A 24,845-nucleotide genomic window follows, 5' to 3' on the forward strand; every position below is an offset into this window, starting at 1 on the left:
TATCATTCATTACAAAACGAAAGCAAAATTTCGTAGTGATAATTTCTGTCGTTGAGCAAAAATTCCTTTGCCACGCTTGGACTCCAAGAGTCATCCCCGCCTACGCCCATATGAAAGCCGTCCAAATTGAGCCAAACCCCTGTTTCCTTTTTCAGCAGATGCCAGTGGCTAGTTTCAGCAAGTTGTTTTTGGCTGTGAGGGCTGATATTAAAAGCAAAATCAGCACTGACAGCTGCCACTTGCAAACTGCCATAAGTCAGACTTTGCGTTTTCATGCGTAACCCATTTTCACTTGGAAAAATATAGGACGTACTCATGTCATCAAGTTTCAGTTGCCAATTTCCAAGCGTGCTAGCACCTTGTCGGTCTGGGTAATTTTCATCAGGCCCGAGTCCGAAATAAGTCACATTTGCTGACGCGTCTGTCAGTTGCGTAGTTAAGCCAATTCGAGCTGGTTCTGGCAGGCTAGTGTTGCGAGTCACATCGACTTCAAGCAAAAGTTTTCCGTCAGAAATATTATATCGACGCAACGTACGAAAAGCTAACTTATCCTTTGCCAGATAATTCGTCAGCACTCTGACAATGACTTTATTTTCAGTTTGTTCGGTAGTCAAGCTTTGCAAGTCCGTTTTCAAATCGTAAAAGCCTGCCGCTTTCCAGCGCTCAAACCAAGCGTTGGGGTCGATGTGCTCAACTTCACTGACACCAATGTCATTGTCCAGCGCTGCCCGCGTGAATTGTTCTGACAGCGGCGTCAGTAATTTTTCCTGACCATTTTCATCCAACCACTGCTCCAAGTCTCCTGTTTTTTGGTCGAAAATGAAAGAATTTCCAGCTGACAGAACCGTCAGTAAATTTTCGTCAGCGATGATAGAGTTTTCAGCGTCACTGATAGATTCGTCAGTAAATTTTATAGCCTCTTGCAGGACAAATTGCTCATGAGCCACTTCAAAACCAGCTGGCAAAGCAGGAGTTTCACGCAAGCTTTTCACTTGAATGTTCAAAAGCACATTCTTCTCAGTAGGCACATCAACTTTTGGCAACTCTATCGTCAGGCTGTTACCCGCTGCTAAATCCAACTTCACTTCATTTTCAAAGAAAATTTCAAAACCATCCGTCAGCTGATAAGTCAAGATTTCATTGTCCGCTTGTCGGAAAAGATATTCGCTGGTCACCGTGAAATCAAGCAACTTGCCCACTGGATTTTTGTGAATTTCAAATTGGAAATACTGCTGCCAATATTTAGCTTCACGCAGGGCAGGCTTAGCCGTACGGTCTGGGAAAACCAAACCGTTCAAGCTAAATTGACGATCATTTGGCGTGTCGCCAAAGTCCCCACCGTAGGTAAAATGTCCATCTTTAAGCAGCCCTTGATCGGCCCAGTCCCAGATAAATCCACCTTGCAAGCGGTCAATGCTCCGGAAAGTCTGCCAATATTTGCCAAAACCACCCAATGAATTTCCCATATCGTGAGCATACTCACAGAGAATCAAAGGACGATTTTCGCCAGCCAACCCCATCCATTCCACTAGAGAATAAGGCGCATTGACCGTTGGCGTGTCCACGCGCGAATACATAGGACAGATAATATCGGTGGCATCCGTCATAGCGCGATTCCAGTCTTCACCACCTTCGTATTGGGTCGGACGTGTCTTATCAAAATGCTTGCACCAATCATAAAGCGCTTGGTGATTTGCGCCATAGCCCGATTCATTGCCCAGCGACCAGATGATAATGGACGGATGATTGCGATCACGCAAGACCATACGAGTCACGCGCTCACTCATCAGAGGTAACCAAGTCGGATCATCGGTCAGCTTATTCATAGGCATCATGCCGTGCGTCTCGATGTTAGCCTCGTCAATCAAATAAAGTCCGTACTCATCGCAAAGCTCATACCAACGCATATCATTCGGATAATGCGAACAGCGCACCGCGTTGAAATTATGTTGTTTCATCAACTTGATGTCTTTGAGCATCATCTCCTCAGACACTACATAACCGTGTTCTGCGGTAAACTCATGCTTGTTGACGCCACGAATCAAAACTGCCTTACCATTAACTTTGAGCAAGCCATTGTCAACTTCAACTTTTCTAACTCCGATTTTCCTGTTTTCTTTTTGCAAAAGCTGCCCTGTTTTAGCGCATAAAGAAAGTTCCAAACGGTAAAGATAAGGAATTTCATCCGACCAAAGTTTAGGATTGACAAGCGCAATCTCAGCATCAAAACCTTCAGCATGGCCAACTAGCTCGTCATCATCATAAAGTTTAATTTTGAGCTCCGCAGCCTCTTCATCAATCGCGCTCGCCTTAATCACCACATTGGCAAAATCAAAATCTGCATCCAACTGTGTTTCAACCGCAAAATCCGTCAAATGATTTTCAGGCAAAAGTTGCACTTTGACCGAACGGAAAATACCCGACATCCGCCACATATCTTGATCTTCAAAATAAGTCGCCTTAGACCAGCGTAAAACCAACACTTTCAACTGATTTTGACCAACTTTGGCAAGTTCCGTCACATCAAATTCCGCAGGCAATCGGCAGTCCTCAGAATAACCCACATATTGACCATTGAGCCAAGCGTGAAAAGCTGATCCAACCCCTTCAAAAGTCAAATGAATTTTTCCAGTACTCAACCAATCTTCACTGATTCCAAAATTCCGTGTGTAACCACCGACTGGATTTTCCTCTGGCGTAAAAGGCGGATTGACCGGAATTGGGTAAGCCACATTCGTGTAAATGGGCACATCATTTTCACATTTATATTCTAGCTGCCAGTTGCTTGGGACTTTAATGGTTGTTTCAGCCTCTGTCCCGTCTAGCCAGTCTTCAGGCACATCAGCTACCCGATCAAAATGATCAAAATCCCAAGTTCCATCAAGACTTTTGTCTGCCAAAAAATCCATAGGCGTATGCATTGGCAATCGATTCCAATTTGAAATTGAAGGATTTTCCCAATCTTTACGAGCCAAAACGTCAGTCAATTTTATCATTGCTACTCCTTTACTTTCAAACGATTTTTTTATTACATAAACTCTTACTTTACTGTGCATTGAAAAAGTCAATAAACTTACGGAAACCTGCCAGACCTGCTTCATTATCTTTAAAGACCCCAGCGTCTTGCAAGACCCGCTCAAAGACATCACCCACAGCCTGTTGTACTTTTTCATGAACGTTCTCTTGGGTAAAATTTTCTCTAGCCTTCAAGTCGTCCGCCCAAGCTTTATGAATTTCATTGAGCTGATTTTCTTGACCCAGCAGATATTTTTCAATCTCAGCTAGCTCACCTTTCAGACGAGCTGGCAATACGGCAAGTCCCATAACCTCAATCAAACCAATATTTTCTTTTTTGATATGATGCAATTCAGGATGTGGATGGAAAATGCCATCAGGAAACTCCTCTGAAACATTATTATCTCGCAATACCAAGTCTAGCTCATAGCATCCATTGCTCATTCTTGCAATTGGAGTTATTGTATGATGCTGAACTTCACTAGAAGTAGTTGCAATAATATTCAAAGATTCATCAGAATAGCTCTTCCATTTTCTCAGTACTTCATCAGCAGCATTAAGCAGTATCATTTTATCTTTGCCACTCATTCTAAGAACAGACAGAGGCCACTTGACAATGCCAACTTTTATTTCTGGAAAGCGTGATAAATAAACCTCTTCTTTGATAACAGCTTTTGCCATAGGAAATCCATTTTTTCCTGCTTGATAATGATCATGTGTCAAAATTGATCCCCCAACAATTGGCAAATCAGCATTTGAACCTACAGTATATTGAGGAAATAAATCAAGAAATTCTAACAAGTTATCGAAAGCTTGCCTATTTATAACCATTGGGGTGTGTTGCTCATTTAAAAGAATAGAATGCTCGTTAAAATACGCATACGGAGAGTACTGAAATCCCCATTTTTTCCCATTTAGATTTACTCTAACTATCCGATGATTAGAACGAGCGGCTTTATTACCAATTCCATAAAATCCCTCATTTTCAACGCAAAGTTGACAAGTAGGGTAGTCTGATTCTGTAAGTTTCTTCGTCGCAGCAATTATTTTAGGATCTTTTTCTGGTTTCGATAAGTTGATTGTTATCTGCAAATCTCCATATTGTGTCGGATGAATAAAGGCGATGTTTCGAGCAGTATCCCTAGTTTTCACTTGGTTGATTTGTTTAGACAAACCATAAAAATAATCCGTAGCTACTTCGGGTCCTTTTTCATATTTTTTCCAAAAAGTATGATTAACTTTACTTGGTAACGGTGTAATCACATTCATTAACGCAGACTCATAAAACTCACGTTCATCAGGAGTAAATATATTATTTGTTTGTGCCTCCTCTAAAAGTTTATCCATCAAGGCTAAAGAGTCTACTTCAGAAGAACAGTTGTCAACTTCTTCCCAATCGTGCAAGCCTATAAAATGAAGAAGTTGATTTCGAGTATAAATTTCATCAAGTGAGTCTATTGCCCCATTTTTTATCCCTATATTAATAAAATCTTGAACAGTTTGATAAATTGACATAGCTCCACTCCCTAACTTAATTTTCTAAGGTAAAACTGATCTGAAGGATAGTTTCCTATTGATTGTTTAAGGCGTAATCCAGCGTTCATTAAAACATTTCCTTTGTATGTTTTACCATCAATTTCGTAATCTGCATTTTCATCTAATCCGCATAATTTAAGATAATTAAATGGCGGATTTCCCTCAACATCTGTATCTACAACTGTTACAAGACTTTCTTCTTGATTTTTAGATACAAATTGCCAAGCTTTTAGTCCAGGTAGGGTATCTAAGCGATAATAATCACCATAAAAAATCAAATTTTGATATGATTTGTATCTTTCCGTAGAAGCTTTCGCCTTTCTTTTATCACTTTCACAAATCTTAGTAATATCTAATTCATATCCAAAAGTACCACTCATCGCAACATTTACACGGGTATCAAATGGAGTAGTTCGACCGTTTTGATGATTAGGAGAAACAGAAACGTGTGCTCCCATCGCAGAAATAGGATATAAATAACTCGTTCCTTCTTGAATACTTAAACGGTTAATGGCATCGGTATTATCAGAAGTCCAAATTTGTGGCTGAAAAGCCAGCATTCCTAGGTCAAATCTTGCTCCCCCACTAGCACATCCTTCAAACAATATATCAGGATAACGTTCAGTCAGTCTGCCCATAAGATCATACAGTCCTAGAACATAGCGATGTTGCAATTCGCCCTGCTGCTCTGTATTCAAATCCATAGAATACCAATCCGAAATGGGTCTGTTCATATCCCACTTGATATAAGATAAGGTACACTTATCAAAGATATCCACCAATAACTTATAAATATAATCACGAACTTCTTCTTTTGATAAATCAAGCACTAGCTGATTCCTACCCAGTAGAGGCTTACGATTCGGGAAATTAAGTGCCCAATCTGGATGCGCCCTATACAAGTCACTGTCTTCGCTAACCATTTCTGGTTCAATCCATAAACCAAATTTTAATCCGAGATTATTGACCTGACTCGCCAGTTCAGATAAACTCATTCCGAGTTTTTTCTCGTTTACAAACCAATCCCCAAGAGCTCTGTTATCGTCGTTGCGATTACCAAACCACCCATCATCCATAACCAACAAATCAGCACCAATCTCCTTAGCCGCCTCAGCCAAGTCAATTAGCTTATTACCAGCAAAATCAAAATAAGTAGCTTCCCAATTATTTATTAATACAGGTCGTGATTCTTGTGAATACTTGCTTCGGCAAAGATTTTCTCTAACCAGATTATGAAAATTATGAGATAAATTATTTAACCCTTTAGAAGAAAAACTCATAATTGCTTCTGGTGCTTGGAAACTTTCTCCTTCTCCCAATCGCCAGGTAAAACTATTATCCCCTAGTCCTAAAGTAATTCGTGTTTGTCCTAAGCTCGCTTTCTCAGCTGTTGCTGTAAAATTGCCGCTATATACAAGATTGAAGCCATAGCAATTCCCTTGATTTTGTGTAGTTGTAGCATCCATAACAATAAAACCAGGATTTTGACGATTTCCAGAAACGCCATAATTTGAACCAAAACTAATTGTATTATGACCTATGGGAATAATTTCTGACTGCCGCTCCATAGCCCATCGTCCATAAAAATGTAGGAGTTCAAAATTACCACCTGAAAAATCTAAAATAAGGGATTGAATTTTATTCAAAGTAATTTCTTTCTCTCCCCTATTTATAACTTTTACTGAGCGAGTAATAACATCTTTTTCCTCAAATACTCCATAAGATAGCTCTACTTCAACTTTGCTAATTTCATCTGCCAAAATAATTTTTAAACTTTCGACATCATCTCTTTCTGTCTGAAAAAAACTTGGCAAAGTCTCAAGTTGATATTTTCCATTCGATAGCTCAAACCCCTTGTACTTCAGATTAGCAACATGACTGCCATCTGAGTTTTTTAAATCCAAGCCTAAGCTCCGAAAGTCTCCTGTTCCACAACTTGAAAATTCTTGGGGCAAAATATCAAGTGATCCATTTCTTCTATCATTTCCGTATGGATAAGCTGCAAAATGTGCTTCACCATCAAATAACAAATAGGATAAATCATCACTTGAAACTTTAGCTCCATAGTACAAATGTAGTAAATCTCCAAGCTTGCCCACTTTCATCTGATAAGTCGAATTACTCGTTTGTAGCGTAAATAATTTCTGCGTTTTATCAATAATAATTCCCATAAATCCCTCGTTTTCACCAATAAACCTTAGTAGGTTACTGTTCTGCTCAAAAATATTAGTTCAATAAATTCAGCTTTGTTGCCCCTGAACCGATTTGAGCAACGTAAAAGCTTGCCGGGTAGCCTACAACTTTTTCGTACTCAGCACCTACAGATTTTTCGAAGTCCGCCACTTTATCGTGCGCGACCAAAGCAATGGCACAGCCGCCAAAACCAGCACCTGTCATACGAGCACCCAGCACGCCATGTTGTTTTTGTGCCGTCTCAGCCAGCGTATCCAACTCGATACCAGTAACTTCGTAGTCATTTTTCAAAGACTCATGTGAAGCATTGAGTAACTGCCCAAATTGAGCCAAATCGCCTGCAACGAACGCTTTTTGTGCTACTTTCGTACGGTTATTTTCGTAGACTGCATGGCGAGCCCGTTTGATCAAAGTTTCGTCTCCAATCAAATCTGTATTGGCATCAAATTCTTCGTTAGAAAGTTCGCCCAAAGCTTTAATATTCAGCTTAGTTTGCATCCGTTTCAAAGCTTCACGGGTTTCTGCAAAACGCTCATTATACTTAGATTCAGTCAAGGCGCGTGGTTTATTAGTGTTCATGATAACAATATCGTAGTCACGTAGTTCGCAAGGAACCATTTCATATTTCAAAGTGTTGCAGTCCAACAAGATTGCCTTTTTAACTTCACCAAAACCAATCGCAAATTGGTCAAGAATCCCAGAGTTAACACCTATAAAATCATTTTCAGTTTTTTGACCAAGCTGTACCAACTCTAAACGTGGAACATTAAGTTTAAACAAATCATCAAGCACAGCACCCACTAAGAGTTCGAGTGAAGCTGATGAAGACAAGCCTGAAGCTGTAGGAATTTCTCCTTTAATCAAAAGTTCAAATCCTTTATCAAGCGTATAACCTGCACCACGCAACATGATAATCATACCTTTAACGTAATTTGACCAGCTCTCTCCATCTTTTTTTTCAACATCGGCAAGGTCAAATTCAATAACGCCTAACTTAGGGAAATTTTCTGAGTAAAGTTTGACTTTTGAGTCCTTGCGCAAACGTGCTAGACCTGTTGTCCCAATGGTGATTGAAGCTGGGAAAACAAAACCGCCATTGTAGTCTGTATGCTCCCCGATGAGGTTAATTCGACCAGGGCTAAAGAAATATTCAACTTCTGCGCTATCACCAAAAACTTCTGCAAATTTTTCTGTCAGTGCTGACAAAACTGTACTATTTTCTACAACTGTGGACATTTTTTATCTCCTAAATTCTTTTATTCATTTTGTGTGCAAGCTATAAATCGTGGTAGCTTGATATTTTTCACCAGCTTTGAGTGTGATATCACCCAATTCTGGAATTTGTTGTGAACCTGGTGCAACTTGGCATTCAAAAGTAATTCCACCATGATGTGCTTCAGCTTTTCCGTGATAGATTGTACCCAAGTCGCCAAAATTAGCTGTGAAAATGACGATAGAGGGTTGATCAGTTTTGACTGAAACAGTAACATCATCAAGGCTCAAGCGGGCTTGTTCTTTATCAAGATCTACTTCATCAAGCAAGAAGGGGTGGTCAATGCCGCCGACTAAAGCAACTTGTTCCATTTCGGAATTTACTGCTATACTCAGCTCTTTTGGCTGACGAAAATCCAAATCGGTCTCACGCAAATCAACAATATCGCCACGTACGATTTCTGTAGTGTCTTTCAAGGGGACAAATCTTGAAGCAGCGAGTTGCAAAGTATGATTTTCAACAGGGATGCTGGCATCGCCATTCAGATTGAAATAAACATGACCTGTTGGGTTGAAGACAGTATTCTTGTCCGATACTGCTTGATAGTCAATTCGCCAGTTATTTTCATCGTCAAAACTGTGCGTGACTGTCATAGCAAGCTGACCAGGGTAACCATTTTCACCGTCATTCGAAGTTAGGCTGAATTTTACTTCTACTTTAGCTCCTAAATCAACGACTTGGTAGTTCCAAAGCTTAGTGTGCATACTATCTGCACCACCATGAAGGGTTTGCGGAGCATCATTTTGATTGAGCTGATAAGTTTTTCCTGAAATTTCAACTAAACCGTCCTTAATCCGACCCGCTGTCCGTCCGACAGTTGCTCCTGGATAAGCATCTTTTTCAAGGTATTCTTGTGCCGAATCAAAACCTAAAATTAAATGTTTCCCATCTTTTTGCCAATCAACAATGCGGGCACCGAGGTTTGTAAAAGAGATTGTGACATCATTTTTATTGGTCAGACTGATAAGCGTGCTGCCTAAGCCAAAATCTTTTGTTGTAATTTCCATTTTAGTTCCTCACTTAACTGATCCCAGCATTCCTTGTACAAATTGTTTTTGTAGAACAAAGAACACAACGGCAGTTGGTAAAGTTGCAATGACTAATCCTGTCATAATCATACCGTAATCAGGGGTATAAGATGCCCCCATAGCTGATAAAATTAGCGGAACAGTCCTCTTATCCGGTGATTGCAGGGCAACTAATGGCCAGAGATAATTATTCCAGCTACTCATGAAGGTAATGATTGCTGCAGCTGCATATGTATTTTTAGCAGTTGGCATATAAATCTTGAAAAAGATTGCAAACTCACCCAAACCATCTAATCTTGCTGCTTCAACTAGATCTTTTGGAAATGCTTTGGCATTTTGTCTAAAGAAGAAAATCAAGAAGGCTGTACTGATTGCAGGTAAAATGATGACTGCAAAGTGGTCAATACCTAAAAATGTACCATTAAGTTTTGAAAACATGCGATACAGAGGAATCATTTGTGCGGCAAATGGTACCATCATCGATAATAGTAGAATATTAAAAACGTAATCTTTTTTCTTTGTACGATAGATTTCAAAAGCATAACCAGCCATGGAAGAGAATAAAAGAGCAAGTGCTGTTGTTATAACTGCTACAATCGCTGAATTGACTAAGGCTCTTGTGAAATCATATCCATTTGCCTGAGAAAATAAATTTTGAAAATTGATTATAAAATTTGAGCCAATTTTTATTTTTCCTTGGGTAATATCAACAGGAGTATTGGTCATTCCTAATATCATCCAAATAAATGGAAAAATTGAAATAAATGATATTACCGTTAGAAAAATATACTTTAATATACTCCCCACGTAGTTTTTCTTAACCATTATCGATCTCCTCCTACTTTAGTTTGGATAATTGAGAGTACCACAATAAAGAATACAATCACGAAGGAAATTGCTGCTGCGTAACCAAAGTCCGGAGTATACCGATAGCTTAGGTTGTAGATGTATTGTGATAGTGTTGATGTCGCATTAGCTGGACCACCATTTGTTATATTCATAACTTCATCAAAAAGTTGAAGCGTTCCTATTGTTGAAGTGATTGATGTAAACAAAATGATTGGCTTCAAATTTGGAATAGTTACTTTAATCAGTTGTTGCCACTTTGTTGCACCATCAATTGAGGCTGCTTCATAAATTTCAGGATTAATATTTTGCATTCCAGAAAGGAAGAATATCATATTATATCCTGTCCAGCGCCATGTAATAGCGATGATAATCAAAACTTTTGCCCAAAATGGATCTGTTAACCAAGCAATAGGATGAAAGCCCAAATGAGTCAGTAAATTATTTATAACTCCAGACTGAGAAAACAAACTCTTCATAATCAACGAATAGCTAACCATAGAAGTGATACAAGGTAAGAAAATCGCCGTTCTAAATAGTCCCTTAAACTTTAACCTTTTATCATTCAAGAAGTTGGAAATAATTAAGGCCAAAAACAACATTACTGGCACTTGAATAATCAAATACGTAAATGTATTGACAAAGGCTTTCCTAAAAAGTTGATCGCTTAACATCCTTTTATAATTATCTATGCCGCTGAATTTCATATCAAGTGGCAAGCCTGATTGAAAAGATGTAATCAATGCAAAAATCATTGGAATAAACACCAGAACTGTGATAAGAAGTACTGGAATAATGAGAAAGCCATTCCCATTTTTAAATAAATCTTTTTTTCTCATATCTTACTCAAATCTATTTTTTATGATTTTCCAAAATAATATCATGCATAGCTTAAACAGCTGTGCATGATATAAACTTCAGATACTATTTAGCAGTAGCTAATTGAGCTTCTACTTGCTTTTGATAGTTTTTCAAAACAGTTGTTTCATTTTGACCGTTAATTACATCTTGCAAAGCACCAGTCATTGTTGATTCAATAGCATACGTTTGGTCACCAAAGTTAACTTGAGGAATTGTTTGTGTCCATTCAGAAAAATCAGCCATAACTTTTTGTCCACCGTAAAATGATGAAGGAGTTTGGTAAACCTTGGTATCAACTGCTGATTTCATGGTCGAAACCAAGCCAATTTTTGTTGCTAAAGTTGCCATGAGTTCTGAGTTTGAGGCAAATGTTTTTTGAAGGAATTTTTTAGCATCTGCTGTTTGAGTGCTTGTCCCACTCTTCAAAACATACCAACCAGCACCTCCACTATTTGAGGCATAAGTTTTGCCAGTTTCGCCACCTAAGCTTGCTGGCAGAGCAGGAATCGGAGCGATTGCCCATTTACCGTCTTGGTCTTTGGCTGCTTGGATTGTTGAGGAATACCAAGAGCCTGTTGGAGCTGAAACTGCTGAGCCATTTTGGACTGCTTTTTGTCCACCTGTCCAGTCTGAAACTTTTTCAGCTAACCCTTCTTTAATCAGAGTTGCGTAAAGATTCATCGCATAAGCAAGCGGTTTGTTATCAGAAATTGTGACTGTCTTGCCATCTTTTCCTGTATACCATGTTCCTGCTTCTTGCATAATTGTACGGACAAATCCTAAATCAGATGGATTGGCTGCAATTAAAGCCTTTCCTGTTTTAGCTTTGACGTCTTTAGCAACTTGGATAAATTGATCCCAATTCAAATTATTCATATCGTCAGCTGAGTATCCTGCTTCTTTCAGAACGTCTGTACGATAAAAATTGCCTGTAACGCCTGAGTCAAATGGAACGCCATAAACTGTTTTTCCAACTGAATTGACAGCAAATTTGTATGAGGCAAAGTTGTCTTTATCAACAATACTTGTCAAAGGTTCAAAGTCTTTTTGATAAGATTTGAGGTAGCCTTGGATTCGATAATCTTCAATCAAGACGATATTTGGTAATCCTTTTGTATTTCCACTTGCCATTGCCGTATTTAGTTTTTGGACAATATCATCTTGGGACATTGAGATTACTTTTACATTCTTTCCACCGTAAATCTTTGCGGCTTCTTTTACAGCGGGAACATTATAGGTATCATCCCAAGCCCAGACTGTGATTTGTTTACTATTTTTTGATGAGCTGGATGCGTTAGAACCATTTCCACAAGCCGCCAACATCGTTACAGCTGCGGTTGCCATAGCTACCCCAGCAATTACTTTTCCAAGTTTCATTTAAATTTACCTCCTAAAATTTATGTATGGAATCGTTTACATGAATAGTATAACATTTTGAGTAAAGAAAAAGTTTCCAATTTTCGTTTTTTTCATGGAAACCTTTTCATTTTATTTATTTTTATAGATTTGATAAGAATCAAACAGAATACGTACTAGGACATATAAGGGAAGTCTGCTGTGCACGTCTAATTCGAAGAAATTCACTTCTAGGCTACTTTTATAGCCGACCAAAGATACATCTGCGCTTTCTACCAGCGGGGAGTATTCGGAAGCTGTAAGTGCCAAAACTTTTGCTTTTTTTATTTTTGCTTTTTCAATAGCTACCAAAATTTCCTCTGTTGCTCCAAACAAGGAAATCGCAATAATCAGGCTTTGAGGTTTCATGAAATCTGAAAAGTACCTCATTGTTCGTCCTTCATCAAAAATGGTTACTCTTTTATGCCAGAGTTGGAGTTTTTTCATCATTTCTTGGGCTACGCTCGTTGACAAACCTCTAGCAAATAAAAATATTTCTTCTGCTTCATCTATCATTTTTACTGCTTTTTCAACTGACTCAGCCGAGATTCCACCAATCGTTTTCAATATTTCTTCTTCATTTTTAGAAATTGCAACTAAAATTTCTTCAGAAAAACCACTGATTTCTGGAAGTTTTTTCTCTTTTATGGAATAGCGAAATTCACCGTAGCCTTCGTAGCCTTTTTTTCTCACGGTTCGGTTGATGGTTGAGAGTGAAACGTGTGCCATTTCTGCTAGCTCTGAAATGGATAGATTAGGGATTTTCTCATAATTTTCTTGAATCGTTTCCCATGTGTAACGTTCCGCATTGGTTAGCTTTGGCATCGCTGCGTACTCCTTTTATTACTTTTTCCGATGACTTTATTATAACATTTGGCGCTTACATTTGCTATAATGGCTATGAAATCGTTTCATCATCAAATTTTTTTGAGGAGAAAACTATGACTTATATTCCAAATCCTAATCGCTATGACCAAATGATTTACCGTCCTGCTGGGCGTTCTGGCTTGCTTTTGCCTGCTATTTCGCTGGGGCTTTGGCATAATTTTGGATCGGTTGATGATTTTGAAAATGCGCGCCAGATGATTCGTACGGCTTTTGATTTGGGAATTACCCATTTTGATTTGGCCAATAATTATGGGCCTGAACCTGGCTCTGCTGAGCTGAATTTTGGTCGGATTTTACGGGAAGATTTCAAGGGACTGCGCGATGAGCTTATTATTTCCACTAAAGCGGGTTACGTGATGTGGCCTGGCCCTTATGGAAATTGGGGAAGTCGCAAGAGTCTCTTAGCCAGTCTTGACCAATCTTTGAGCCGTTTGGGACTTGATTATGTGGACATTTTTTATTCGCATCGCCCTGATTCCAACACACCGATTGAGGAGACGATGGGAGCGCTAAAGACGGCGCTAGATAGCGGGAAAGCACTCTATGTCGGGCTTTCTAATTATTCGGCTGAGCAAACGCAGGCGGCAGTTTTGGCGGCTGACAAATTGGGCTTCAAGCTTTTGATTCATCAGCCTCGCTACTCCATGTTAGACCGTTGGATTGAGGAGGATTTGCAAGATGTTTTGACGACAAATGGAATAGGTTCGATTGCCTTTAAACCTTTGGCTCAGGGGCTCTTGACCGAGAAATATCTGCATGGGATTCCTGAAAATTCACGAATGCGTGATCCCCACTATGCGACTTTACACGATGAAAGTTTGACGCCTGAGATGTTGGAGCGACTATATGGTCTGCAAGATTTGGCGAAAAAACGCGGGCAATCTTTGGCGCAATTGGCACTTTCTTGGGTGTTGCGCGAGGATACTGCACGAAATCTGGCACCTGTCACCTCAGCTTTGATTGGTGCAAGCCGTCCGCAACAAATCATTGAAAATGTAGCCGCTCTTCAAAGACTTGATTTTTCAGCTGACGAATTGGAAAAAATTGAAAATTTATTAAAATAAGAAAAAATTTACTGACGAAAACTGGTCAGTAAATTTTTTTAATTGCGTCAGTATTTTCTCTGCTGTGAAAACTTATAAAAAAATTACGTCAGCATTTTCTCTGTTTTTACTGGCTAAGACGCTCAATTTTGACGCCTGTGTAGGCGTGAACGGCGTCAATTGCATGATGATAACGCGACAAATAGCCTGCTTGGTCGCGCAAATCGCCTTCGTCAGCAAGGATAACGACGCGCTCCATGAGACCAAATTCGGCAAGTTGGCGCAATAATTCGGCATGAAAGTCTTGGGAATTTGGATTCATTTGGCTGGCAAGCGGGGCAATCACCAAAATCAAATCCATGCGTTCATCCGCAATCGTTTTTTGAAATAAGGGATCCAACTGCTCAAATTCATTTTCAGGCAAATATAATTTGGCATAAACTCTGGTCACCAAAGCATCTGTGTCCAAAAAAACAATGCCTTGGTTGGCAGGCGAGTTGAGTTCCTGCGAGTTGGCATCGTACTGGCCTGTAATCAATCGTGCAAAATCATCCATGCGCAATTCAGCAGCGGTAATATTGAAATTTTCGGCGTACTGCTGCGCGTATTCTTTAGAGAACGGTGCGTTGATAGACCGTGCCAAGCGGCGAACCAGCGTTGATTTTCCTGTGGAAGCCGCCCCCATGACTGTCACTACTTTTGAAAAATGCCTACGGAAAACACGGTTGATATTGGGCCACTGAGCTTGCGGATTCTGCCGAATTTGTGTGGCTGAAAGCACGATATCTTGGCGGTCAGCGATCTCGACAGCATACCGTTTGCCATCAGCTGACGGAAAACGGCGGGTCAACTCGGTGGCGTACTCCGCTTCCCCCACATAAAAAGTAATTTCAAGAGCTTGATCGCTCGTGTTTTTGTCAATCAAATCAAACAGTCTTTGCGCCCATTCGTCCCAACCATCAGGCATTGGCGGAAGGTCATTTTCAGCCAGCATGGCGACTTTGACGTCTTCTTCGTCATTAAAAGCTTCGCGCAAATAACGGAAACGTTTCTCTAAAGGCAGCCCAATCTGTGCCCCGCGGTCATTGTCGTAACCAGAAACCACCAACAAAACGCCATCATTTAAGCTGGCACATTTGTAAATCTGCTGCTGATGTCCGACGTGCAAAGGGGCAAACGTCCCAAAGTAAACGCCAATTTTTTTCCCAGATAATTTTGATTTTGCAAGATAATTTGTGAACATACTCTTTATTTTAACAGAAATTTTTACTGACGGATAAGAAAAATCACTGACGAAAATTTACGTCAGCAATTTCTCTGATTTTTTAGGCCCGAACAGTCTTTGCAACTCCAGTTTTTTGGTCATAAAGATTGATCAGTCCTGAACCATTTTTACGAATCATATCGCCTGCTTTGACCGCAAATGGCACGTCAATGTGCAAGAGGGTCATAGGATTTGGCGCACGGTCAATATGCTCGTCTGTCTCAGCCAAGCGCAAGTTGGTCACGACCGTATCCACATGACGGAAGCCCGGCCCGTAAAACTCAATTTGGTCGCCTTCAGTAATGACATTACGTTGGCGGATTGTTGCCACCATTGTCGTTTCATCAAAGTCAACCACTTCGCCGACAAATTTGTATTCAGGAATTTTCCGACGCGCGCCGAAAAGTTGTTTATTTTCATCAGGCAAACCGTAGTAAAAGCCAGTATCCAACTCACGTTGTGCGACTTTCCAAAGCTCATCAACCAAGCGTGGTTTGATTTCTTCAAAACGTTCTGGCGATTCCCAGTAAGCATCAATTGCTGCTTTGTAAACATTGGCAACCGTTGACACGTAGTGAATTGATTTCATCCGGCCTTCAATTTTGAGCGAATTCACCCCATTTTCAATCATATCTGGAATATGCTCAATCATAGACATATCCACAGCTGACATTGAAAATTCTTCAGTCACTTCGCCATTTACTGACTTGCGTTCACCAAATGGCAGATCATACAAATCATATTTCCAGCGACAAGATTGCGAACATCCACCACGATTGGCATCGCGCATACTCATATAGTTGGACAAAACACAACGTCCAGAGTAAGAAATGCACATGGCACCATGAACAAAGGCTTCGATTTCAACATCCGTATGCGCGCGGATTTCGCGCAATTCTTCCATGGAAACTTCACGCGCCAAAACGACACGTTCAAGACCAAGATTTTTCCAAAATTCTAATGTTTCGTAGTTCGTCGCTGAAGCTTGTGTGGACAAATGTACAGGTAAACCCGGTGCTTCCGCCGCACAAATAGCAATAAGCGCAGGGTCAGACACGATGACGGCTGAAATACCTAAATCGCGCAAAGTACGGAACCATTCGCCCGCCCCTTTTTCATTGCCTTCGTGAGTGACCATGTTGGCCGCCACGTAAACCTTAGCGTTATGGCTAGAGGCATAAGCCACACCCTCAGCCATTTCTTCAAAAGTAAAATTACCCGCCCGCGAGCGCAGACCATAGGCTTGACCGCCAATATAGACCGCATCAGCACCATAATCGATGGCGACTTTGAGCTTTTCGAGCGTCCCAGCAGGTGCCAGCACCTCTGGGCGTGTTTTTGTGATTGACATGATAAATTCTCCAATTTTCAAGATTGTAAGTATTTTGAAAAGGCTGGAAGACCTTCGCCTTCCTTGCTCGACCCAGTGTCAGTGAATCGAACAGCCAAAACTTCTTATATCCCTTCATTTTACAAGATTTTGCTCAAAAATTAAACTGACAGGACTGACAAAGGTATTTGACATTGTGCTGTTTATCTGAGAATTTTTCTGACAGAGTATCAGCTGAGTAAAATTGACATTTGCAGATAAAACAATTTACTGACGACGCTGTCAGTAAATTGTTGATTGATAATAATTTAACCTAATCTGATTTCTTCATTTTTCCTAACGCTAGCGTAGTACCTGCTGCAATAATCAACAGAACAGTCAAAATAATTCTTCCTTGCGTCCCTGGATTATAAACCATAAGAACTGCCCAGACAATGAGTATAATCAGTGGAAATAACCATTTTTGAATTTTCTTCATTTTTCTCCTCCTATTGCCATTGGTATTTGCTATAAGTTGCAGATACTTGTCCCCCCGTCAAGATAGACGGATAGTAAGTCGTACAGGTAAAATAGAAACCTCCAGGAACCCTCGTCCATACGCCAGCTAAGCCTAGAACTAACTTACCTATTGTACCAACACCAGAGATAGCAAATCCGCTATAAATTAGCCCTGAAGAAATAATTTGATTGGCGCGATCCTTTGAAACGTAAATTCTAGTGGTCTGAGAATACTTATTTTTACTAACCGCTAAAATTTTATTTACGCCTTGATGATAGATTGTCGCTTGCGTACGCGTTGGTTTTTACTTGCAATTTACTCTAAACTCATTATAATATTTAATAAATCAAATTGCAACACTTTTTTAATTTTATTTTCTATTTTATATATTCATAATAAACTGAGCAATATTAGACTTGGATATGTGAAAAATTTTCAAAAAAAATACTGACGAATCAGTCAGTATTTTTTCACCACTTATTTCACAGCATCTTTATCCAAGTCATAGAATCCATGTGACAAAGTCCGCCCCTCTGGGTGTAATTTACGGACTGCTTCGTCCAGTTGGAAAGCTTTCAACTCGGTAAATTCATCCGCTTCAATCAATTTTTTAGCTTCCACAAAAAGCTTGGTCACCGCCACAAAATTTTCGCCACGTGTGAAAATGCCGTCCAGCTTCCAATGGTCAAAGCCCATTTTAACCAAATCTGAAAGCTCCGTCATCATGTTCAAATCATCATTGGCAAACACGTGCGTTCCATGTTCATCCTCAAAAATTGAGTAATGCGTATCTGCTTTTTTGGGCTCTGACACGAATAAATTGCGCTCACGGTCTTTACCTGTTTCATCTGTTTTGATAAAATTATAATAATTCTGCAGTAATGGACGTTTGCTGTGATGAATCACCGTTGCACCATAAACCAAAATTTCTCCAGGCACTTGCAGCTCACCGGCCATATCCTCAAGTTCTGCTTTGGGAAGTTCTCTGGCAAGAACAGCCTCAATCGCGCCCTGATTTGCCCAAAAATTCACCTGTCTACTTGATGCCACCATTGTTGATGCATCATAAGTAAAGGGCAATGTATACTTATCTCTTTGCAGTACAAAAATAACTCCCGCATCTCCAACAGCGATTCGGTCAGCTTTAATTTCCACCAAAAAATCTAAAAATGGCTGGATTTTCGCCATCATCTCCGGATGCATCAACCCATTAACCGCGATAGTTACCGTTTTACCAGCTTCGTGAGCTAATTCTGTAATTTCTCGCAGTTCATCATTGCTGAGGGCCGCAGGCACACGCAAACCATAAGTTTTTTCACCAATATATAAACGGTCAACTCCAACCTCAAGCAAAGCTTTTGCTTGCTCAACGCTCTCTGCCGTAGAAGTAATAGTAATCATTCTGCTATTATATCATATTCTTCAAGACTATCTTCACTAATGACGACCAATCTGCAAAAATTCAACTTCCAGACCAAAATTTTCAATAAATATTCACTAATTTGCCGAATTTCAGTTCCCTTAATGATGTTTTACGCTTACAGTAACATTTGCGTAACCAAATTAACTTTGATATAATAAAAACAGTCGTTTTTTATACTATAATTATTACATAAATCTAGGAAAGTTATATAAAATACATGGAATTAAGAAATCTCAAAGACTTTTACGAAAAACAAGAATATTACAACTACGCCGAAACACAAGGACGTGAACAAAAAAACTTCAACAGACGCATTGCGGAACTCAGCTTTTTTGCAAATATTGCTGCCTTCTCCATTTTTTTGGCTTTCATCACTTATGCACTCGTAGCAATTATGACAAGTTGGATTGCCGTGCCCGTAGCCTTTTTCTTAGCTCTTGTTCTTTACATTTTTACCAAAAAAGGCATTGCCAAGATGATTAAATTTCTTTTAAAATAAAGCAAACCTGTTCACTTAATGAACAGGTTTGCTTTATCTGTTTTTTATTTTTCACCTACCAAAAGTTGTACATGAATCGTTGCCTTTTCAGGAGGATTTTCTCGAGCAAAACGTTTATATTCCTCAGAAACAGACCACTCAAGCGGACTCATCATTAGAAAATCCAAACGCAGATTCTCTGGCAAATCAAAAGTATAACAAATTTCTTGTTGAGAAACTTTAGAAAACTCTTTTTTAAACCGATCAATTACCGCCGTATTTTCATAATCCACTGGTAATCCGTAAACCTCACGCAACTCTTGCAAATAAAGCTGATCAGGTACAATTTTAATCACTCGACCTTTTTCAGACAAAACACGCTGAAATTCCGCATAATTTGAAGGTGTAAAAATATTCAAAACAACGGATAAACTTCCGTCAGCAAAAGGTAAATTCGTCAAATCTGCCAAACTCAGAGAACTATTGGTTTCCAAGTCCGTCGCCATTTCAATACCATCTCTTGCGATATCAAAAGCAAATTTTTCGCCCTCAACCTCTAGCATTTCCAAAAAAGAACCTTCACCTGTGCCCACATCAAGCAAGTTTCCAGTCGCCAACTGTCCTTGAATCTCCATTAACAACTTGTTGTACATCCCCGCTTGAATCAAGCGTCGACGTGGTTCAAACATTTTCCTTGTATAATGCTCCGTGTCTGCCTTCGTCTGTAAAAAATTAACATAACCCTTTTTATTTAAATTATAAGTGTGCCGATTTTCACAACGCAAAGCGTAAGCTTCCAGCTGAAATTTCCCATGGCAAATCGGACATCTCAACAACTCGACATTTTTTTCCAAAAGCAAATAAGCCTTTTCTATCTTCTTTAACATAAATACAATGTTATAATAATTTTCCAACTTATGCAAATGCTTATTTACCAGTCAAATAAAAATAAGCTTTCAAACCTCTACTATTTACCTACCACGTATTTTAATCCCTCTGCTTGCGCCTTGGTTAATACTTGATAATTAAAAACTGTACTAAATCCTGCGCCCGACTGAGAGAGCAAGATTGAACCATCTGGTCGAATTGCTTCAACAAATGCGACATGCCCAGCTACACTACTCGTATTCCATACTCCCCCAACACTTGCCCCAGCTTTAAAACTGACCGCACTGTGAAGCCTAGGGCTAGTGTAGACTTGATAGCCTGGTTGATTCGCCCAATCTTGACCATTTCCCATGTATGCTCCATAATTTATCCCAAAATCTTTAGCTCTATTGTAGACCCACCATGTACAGTCTTTAAATGAATAAGTTGTTGTTACATAACGGTCAATATTTCTTGGCGCAGAAATGTTCCAACCTGCTGGAACATTTGGAATAGGGTCTACAAAAGCGTACCAAGCTATTCCCTCATACTTCCATCCTCTTGACACAAGACTATCTTTTTCATAACTACTCATTGTCACGAAATGTGAACCAATACCTGCGGCCGCATTATAAACCCGATATACTGGCTTTGTAGATTGTTTTTGTGAATAAAAAGCGATCCCTTCATTTTTCCAAGAATACTTTGTAGTTAAAACCCTAACCTCATTATTATCCGAAGTATAGATATGCTCTCCAGACTGCCTGTTATAGACACGATAGATTGGATTTGTATCGTTCGTGGGCTTATTCTGTGCTCTAAAATTAACACCTTCTCGAACCCAATCATTGGAAATATAGGGCAACTTTGTATATTCATTCTCACTAGCAGTATACAAATGCTCCATTGAAACTTTATTATATAAGCGATAAATATTCACCACATCAGCATCAACTGCTTTAGTTATACCAGCACAAAATAAAATAATTAATAAGGTTGCTCCCCCTTTTTTCATTCTACCAACTTTTATCATCTTTTCTCCTAATTCCCTGAAATTTCTTTTATTATATCATGTACTGACAGATACTCAAAATAGCGTTCTCATCTGACTTTCTTATTTATTACAGTTAGCACACTTTTCTTTACAAGGAGTGACAACTGTATCTCCAAAAACCTGCTAATTTTAGGCGCTCTATCCATTCATATTTAAAATAAAATTCTATCATCCTAGATTTGCAACTCTTTACATTATTGTTTATAATGAACTTAGAACTTTCGAAAGGAAAAAACTATGATTATTCGAGAACTTTGTATCGAAAATTTCACCAGAATCCCCGAAGCAATTAAAAAAGGTGTCGAGCGCATTGAGCTTTGTGACAACCTTGCGGTCGGTGGCACAACTCCGTCATATGGTGTCATTCAGCAAGCCGCTGAAATGGTCGCTGAGAGCAAAACAACCCTTGCAGTTATGATTCGCCCTCGCGGAGGCAATTTCGTTTATGATTCTTATGAACTTAAAATTATTGAGACAGATACCCTCAAAGCCCTTGAAGCTGGTGCTCAGAACATCGTTTTTGGTGCTCTGACTCCTGAAGGGGAAATTGATGCAGATGCACTCGAGAGAGTCGTCGTTGCCGCTCAAGGACTCCCTATCACCTTCCATATGGCCTTTGATGAAATTGTTGATCAAAAAGCAGCAATTGATCTCCTCATTGATTTTGGGGTAGATAAAATTTTGATGCATGGCGGTCCGCTTGATCAAGCCCTCAACACCACAAAAATCAAAGAACTCATTAGTTATGCCCAAGGAAAAATTTCAATCATTATTGGTGGTGGAGTAACTGCGGATAATTTTGTGGATCTCGCTCAAACTGTCGGAACATCTTATGTTCATGGCAGTAAAATAATCAATTAAAAAAGTTACTGAATTTTTTCAGTAACTTATTTTTTTAGTCTCATTCTCACATAGAACTTTGTAAACAAGAAATTGACCACGACAATCAGCAAAACAAGAGCAATTGGTCGAATCAAAAATAAAGCAAATAAGACTTCAACCAGTGTAACAGCAAGCATTACTCGAGAAAGCACCAACCGTAAGCCTGCCGTTTTTGCTGTTTTTTTCAAAGGATAGATTCTCGTGAAAAGCTGATAATCAAAAGCCGTCTGTAAAGATAAAAGTTGAAAAATGAGCAAATAATTAAAGGTTAAAATCATGATAATTGCTAAAATTCCATTAGTAACAAAAAACATGGTAACAAGCGCTAAAACAAGTAAACGCACAGCCAGACCTAAATAATCGCCACTCCGTAAAAAACTCCGCATGAATAGAAACTCATAAGTTCTATTTGTTTTGGGGAGAAGAAAATCAAAATATTTTCGTCGATGACTATGCGATTTAAGTCCTTTTACATTGGTAAACAAAGCAAAAAGACGCAAAGTTGCTGTTTTTCGCCCTTCTTCAACTGCAATCAAAGCCGACCAATCTATTAAACCATCTTTTTGAATTTGTAAAATTCGATAAGCTAACCATGTGGCTTTTACTACCACTAAAAGAATAAGCCACAAAATCAAGGCAAAAAGAGGGAAATTCAAAAATGGAGCAGCAATGAAAATCAAACAAGCCGATATAATAGCTGGGAGAATCAGTGAACGCAAAAGGCAAGTCCATAAATAAGTGCGAACCTCAAGCTCTTTTGGTAAGAGAAAAACTCTATCAGCTGCTTCAATAAAGGTTGCTAAACGTCCCACAAGCTGGCTTAGAACAGTTACAACAAGCACTAAAATTATTTTTTCTAGAAGATTCGACTCATAAGTCTGCAAAAAATTCACATACTGTACAACTAATGCTCCTAGTAAAATCATCAAAAAGAGGACAAAGTGATCATTAAAGACATAGCGTAAATATTTGATATTCTGATTATGCCATGCTCGACGTCGCTTTTTAAATATTTCTTTCATAAGCAAACTACCCCTCTGTCATTTCTTGGTTGGGTAAATTTCCTTTAGTTAAAGACAGATAAATTTCGTCCAAACTTGCTTTCGGTAAGCCAAATTTTTGTCGCAACTCTTCTACCGTACCTGCTGCCACAATTCTTCCTTCATGCAAAACAACAAATTTATCACAGAATTTCTCCGCTGTGGATAAGATATGGGTACTCATCAAGATAGAGCTTCCCATGGCTTTCATCTCCAACATTAGGTCAATCAAATCTTGGATTGCTAATGGATCCAAGCCCATAAAAGGCTCATCAACAATATAGAGCGAAGGTTCACACAAAAAAGCACAGATGATCATCACTTTTTGCTTCATCCCTTTCGAAAAATTCACAGGAAACCAGTCCAATTTATCACTCAAACGAAAAATCGTAAGCAATTTTTCCGCTCGCTCAAAAGCAGTTTCTACCGGAATCCCATAAGCTAAAGCTGTAACTTCAATGTGTTCACGTAAAGTTAATTCTTCGTATAAGCTTGGTGTTTCTGGAATAAAACCAATTTTTTTACGATAACCTTCCAAATCTTGTTGCAAAGTTAAACCATCCAATTCGATCTGACCAGAATAGGGCGTTAAAAGTCCGATAACTTCTTGAATCGTTGTTGATTTTCCAGCTCCGTTTAAACCAATCAACCCCACTAATTCTCCGTCGTTGATTTCAAAATTGAGGTCTTTTAAGACAGGGTGTCCCAAATAGCCACCTGTCAGATTTATTACTTTCAGCACTCGTCATCTTCTCCAATTCTCATTAAATTTGGTATAATCTAAGTATATTATAACATTTTCCTAAGTAATACTGCTCAAAAATTGGAGTTTATCTTTAAAAAAGCAGTGGAGCTAGAAATTCGGAGGTTTTATTCAAATGGAAACGTGTATTTTCTGCAAAATCATTGCAGGTGAAATTCCAAGTACCAAGGTTTATGAGGATGATGAAGTCGTTGCATTCCTTGATATTACTCAGACCACAAAGGGTCATACTTTGCTTGTTCCTAAAAAGCATTATCGTAATTTGCTAGCAATGACTGGTGAGGAAGTTGGTGCACTTTTTAGCAAAGTTCCCCAAGTCGCTAATCAACTTGTTGATAATTTGGGAGCCAAGGGGCTGAATATCTTGCAAAATAATGAAGAAGTTGCAGGTCAAACGGTCTTTCACACGCATCTTCATCTCATTCCGCGTTATGCTGAAAATGATGGTTTTATCGGGAAATTTACTCAACACAACTATGATTTAGAAGCAATCGCTGCCCAAATCAATGGAAAATAAAGGAGCTTCAATGCTTGAACTTTTTAATGATTTAAAGGAATTGATGACCGAATTATCTCAAGATTTTAAAGCTGTTGAAGCCAATGTTGAGCGTGTACAAACTGAAGCACTTAAAGCTGAACGGGTCAGCCAAGATATTCAACGAAAAGTCACTGAATTTAAGGCTTCAACCCAACCAAGAATTGAAAAAATCAATGAAATTTTGGATAAAATAACAAAAAAAGCTGATTAAAACCAGCTTTTTTTACTTTTTCGTTTTTTCTTGATATTTATAAAACTGCCTGCCCCAAAAAATTCCTAAAAGTTGCGCTAATACGAATCCAACAATAATCACAAGCATCTTTTCAACATCATGATGCTGGATATAAGTAAAAACCCGTTGCGAGAGATACAGCACTGCAATAAAAATTACTAAAATGCTGTTCATACCAATAATTCGACTATATCTTCCTTTTCTACTTTCCCAAAAACTAAGAAAAAGAAGCAAAATAGCGACAATTTCTAGTCCAATCAGCGTAAGTCCCAAAATTTGAAAAATGTAGGCAATGATAAAGATAATTATCGTGAAAGCCAAGAGAAATAATAACATATCTTTATTCTAGCACGTTTTTTCCCATTCTACAATTAGTATAAAAAAAGAAACCGTAGTT

At 39.0% G+C, this 24,845-nt stretch carries 23 protein-coding genes; 5 read left to right on the top strand and 18 right to left on the bottom strand.

Annotated elements, in window-relative coordinates; genetic code table 11:
• Positions 1-2: 2 nt before the first annotated feature.
• The 9 genes from EQJ87_RS06650 to EQJ87_RS06690 all read right to left on the bottom strand — a co-directional run bounded on the left by EQJ87_RS06650 (position 3) and on the right by EQJ87_RS06690 (position 12,972).
• Positions 3-2,996 (bottom strand): beta-galactosidase, encoded by a 2,994-nt coding sequence (locus tag EQJ87_RS06650; protein ID WP_130123883.1) that lies wholly within the window; start codon positions 2,994-2,996, stop codon positions 3-5.
• A 49-nt stretch (positions 2,997-3,045) separates the two neighbouring features.
• Positions 3,046-4,530, bottom strand: coding sequence for a UDP-glucose--hexose-1-phosphate uridylyltransferase (gene galT / locus EQJ87_RS06655; protein ID WP_130123884.1), 1,485 nt, complete (start codon positions 4,528-4,530; stop codon positions 3,046-3,048).
• 11 nt (positions 4,531-4,541) lie between these two features.
• Positions 4,542-6,722 (bottom strand): alpha-galactosidase, encoded by a 2,181-nt coding sequence (locus EQJ87_RS06660; RefSeq protein ID WP_130123885.1) that lies wholly within the window; start codon positions 6,720-6,722, stop codon positions 4,542-4,544.
• A 55-nt stretch (positions 6,723-6,777) separates the two neighbouring features.
• Entirely contained in the window at positions 6,778-7,980 is a 1,203-nt protein-coding gene (locus tag EQJ87_RS06665; protein WP_130123886.1) for a galactokinase, read from the bottom strand.
• A gap of 24 nt (positions 7,981-8,004) precedes the next feature.
• Positions 8,005-9,024: an aldose epimerase family protein gene (locus EQJ87_RS06670; protein WP_130123887.1), complete on the bottom strand. Its 1,020-nt coding sequence runs from the start codon at positions 9,022-9,024 to the stop codon at positions 8,005-8,007.
• Positions 9,025-9,033: 9 nt separating this feature from the next.
• A complete protein-coding gene (locus EQJ87_RS06675) occupies positions 9,034-9,870 on the bottom strand; it encodes a carbohydrate ABC transporter permease (protein ID WP_130123888.1) in 837 nt (278 codons plus the stop codon).
• Entirely contained in the window at positions 9,870-10,730 is an 861-nt protein-coding gene (locus EQJ87_RS06680) for a carbohydrate ABC transporter permease (RefSeq protein ID WP_130123889.1), read from the bottom strand. The genes EQJ87_RS06675 and EQJ87_RS06680 overlap by 1 nt, the downstream gene beginning before the upstream one ends.
• An 85-nt stretch (positions 10,731-10,815) precedes the next feature.
• Positions 10,816-12,129: an ABC transporter substrate-binding protein gene (locus tag EQJ87_RS06685; protein ID WP_130123890.1), complete on the bottom strand. Its 1,314-nt coding sequence runs from the start codon at positions 12,127-12,129 to the stop codon at positions 10,816-10,818.
• A 111-nt stretch (positions 12,130-12,240) separates the two neighbouring features.
• Positions 12,241-12,972: a MurR/RpiR family transcriptional regulator gene (locus EQJ87_RS06690; RefSeq protein WP_130123891.1), complete on the bottom strand. Its 732-nt coding sequence runs from the start codon at positions 12,970-12,972 to the stop codon at positions 12,241-12,243.
• Positions 12,973-13,088: 116 nt separating this feature from the next.
• Here EQJ87_RS06690 and mgrA point away from each other — a divergent pair, with 116 nt between their 5' ends.
• The gene (mgrA, locus tag EQJ87_RS06695) at positions 13,089-14,099 is read left to right on the top strand and encodes an L-glyceraldehyde 3-phosphate reductase (protein ID WP_130123892.1); all 1,011 of its coding nucleotides are present in this window, start codon (positions 13,089-13,091) and stop codon (positions 14,097-14,099) included.
• A gap of 106 nt (positions 14,100-14,205) precedes the next feature.
• On the opposite strand, the gene EQJ87_RS06700 is transcribed toward mgrA, so the two are convergent.
• From EQJ87_RS06700 to EQJ87_RS06710, 4 genes are all read right to left on the bottom strand, one after another.
• Positions 14,206-15,321, bottom strand: a complete 1,116-nt coding sequence (locus EQJ87_RS06700; RefSeq protein WP_130123893.1) for a nicotinamide-nucleotide adenylyltransferase — start codon at positions 15,319-15,321, stop codon at positions 14,206-14,208.
• Between the two features lie 82 nt (positions 15,322-15,403).
• A complete protein-coding gene (locus tag EQJ87_RS06705) occupies positions 15,404-16,693 on the bottom strand; it encodes a peptidase U32 family protein (RefSeq protein WP_130123894.1) in 1,290 nt (429 codons plus the stop codon).
• A 292-nt stretch (positions 16,694-16,985) separates the two neighbouring features.
• A complete protein-coding gene (locus EQJ87_RS11555) occupies positions 16,986-17,150 on the bottom strand; it encodes a hypothetical protein (RefSeq protein WP_190289056.1) in 165 nt (54 codons plus the stop codon).
• A 498-nt stretch (positions 17,151-17,648) separates the two neighbouring features.
• Positions 17,649-18,572, bottom strand: coding sequence for a peptidase U32 family protein (locus tag EQJ87_RS06710; RefSeq protein WP_130123895.1), 924 nt, complete (start codon positions 18,570-18,572; stop codon positions 17,649-17,651).
• A gap of 239 nt (positions 18,573-18,811) precedes the next feature.
• Between EQJ87_RS06710 and EQJ87_RS06715 the strand changes: the two genes are divergently transcribed.
• Positions 18,812-19,093 carry a DUF3270 family protein gene (locus EQJ87_RS06715; protein ID WP_130123896.1) on the top strand — a complete coding sequence of 94 codons (282 nt, stop codon included), beginning with the start codon at positions 18,812-18,814 and terminating at the stop codon, positions 19,091-19,093.
• Between the two features lie 44 nt (positions 19,094-19,137).
• Here EQJ87_RS06715 and EQJ87_RS06720 read toward each other — a convergent pair whose 3' ends face one another.
• A complete protein-coding gene (locus tag EQJ87_RS06720) occupies positions 19,138-19,959 on the bottom strand; it encodes a putative RNA methyltransferase (RefSeq protein WP_130123897.1) in 822 nt (273 codons plus the stop codon).
• An 80-nt stretch (positions 19,960-20,039) separates the two neighbouring features.
• A complete protein-coding gene (locus EQJ87_RS06725; protein ID WP_223804515.1) occupies positions 20,040-20,972 on the bottom strand; it encodes a CHAP domain-containing protein in 933 nt (310 codons plus the stop codon).
• A gap of 258 nt (positions 20,973-21,230) precedes the next feature.
• Here EQJ87_RS06725 and EQJ87_RS06730 point away from each other — a divergent pair, with 258 nt between their 5' ends.
• Complete coding sequence (locus EQJ87_RS06730; RefSeq protein ID WP_130123898.1) at positions 21,231-21,854, top strand: copper homeostasis protein CutC; 624 nt, start codon at positions 21,231-21,233, stop codon at positions 21,852-21,854.
• Between the two features lie 26 nt (positions 21,855-21,880).
• Here the strand turns inward: EQJ87_RS06730 and EQJ87_RS06735 are convergent, their stop codons facing one another.
• Positions 21,881-22,897: an ABC transporter permease gene (locus EQJ87_RS06735; RefSeq protein WP_130123899.1), complete on the bottom strand. Its 1,017-nt coding sequence runs from the start codon at positions 22,895-22,897 to the stop codon at positions 21,881-21,883.
• 7 nt (positions 22,898-22,904) lie between these two features.
• On the bottom strand, positions 22,905-23,657 hold the full coding sequence (locus EQJ87_RS06740) for an ABC transporter ATP-binding protein (protein WP_130123900.1): 753 nt from the start codon (positions 23,655-23,657) through the stop codon (positions 22,905-22,907).
• Positions 23,658-23,793: 136 nt separating this feature from the next.
• Between EQJ87_RS06740 and EQJ87_RS06745 the strand changes: the two genes are divergently transcribed.
• Together EQJ87_RS06745 and EQJ87_RS06750 are read left to right on the top strand one after the other, a co-directional pair.
• On the top strand, positions 23,794-24,195 hold the full coding sequence (locus EQJ87_RS06745; RefSeq protein ID WP_130123901.1) for an HIT family protein: 402 nt from the start codon (positions 23,794-23,796) through the stop codon (positions 24,193-24,195).
• On the top strand, positions 24,185-24,427 hold the full coding sequence (locus tag EQJ87_RS06750; RefSeq protein ID WP_223804516.1) for a hypothetical protein: 243 nt from the start codon (positions 24,185-24,187) through the stop codon (positions 24,425-24,427). Before EQJ87_RS06745 ends, EQJ87_RS06750 begins: the two co-directional genes overlap by 11 nt.
• A gap of 12 nt (positions 24,428-24,439) precedes the next feature.
• On the opposite strand, the gene EQJ87_RS06755 is transcribed toward EQJ87_RS06750, so the two are convergent.
• Positions 24,440-24,784, bottom strand: a complete 345-nt coding sequence (locus tag EQJ87_RS06755; protein ID WP_130123902.1) for a hypothetical protein — start codon at positions 24,782-24,784, stop codon at positions 24,440-24,442.
• Positions 24,785-24,845: the final 61 nt, after the last annotated feature.

This window comes from Lactococcus sp. S-13, from assembly GCF_004210295.1.
Lineage (GTDB): Bacteria > Bacillota > Bacilli > Lactobacillales > Streptococcaceae > Lactococcus.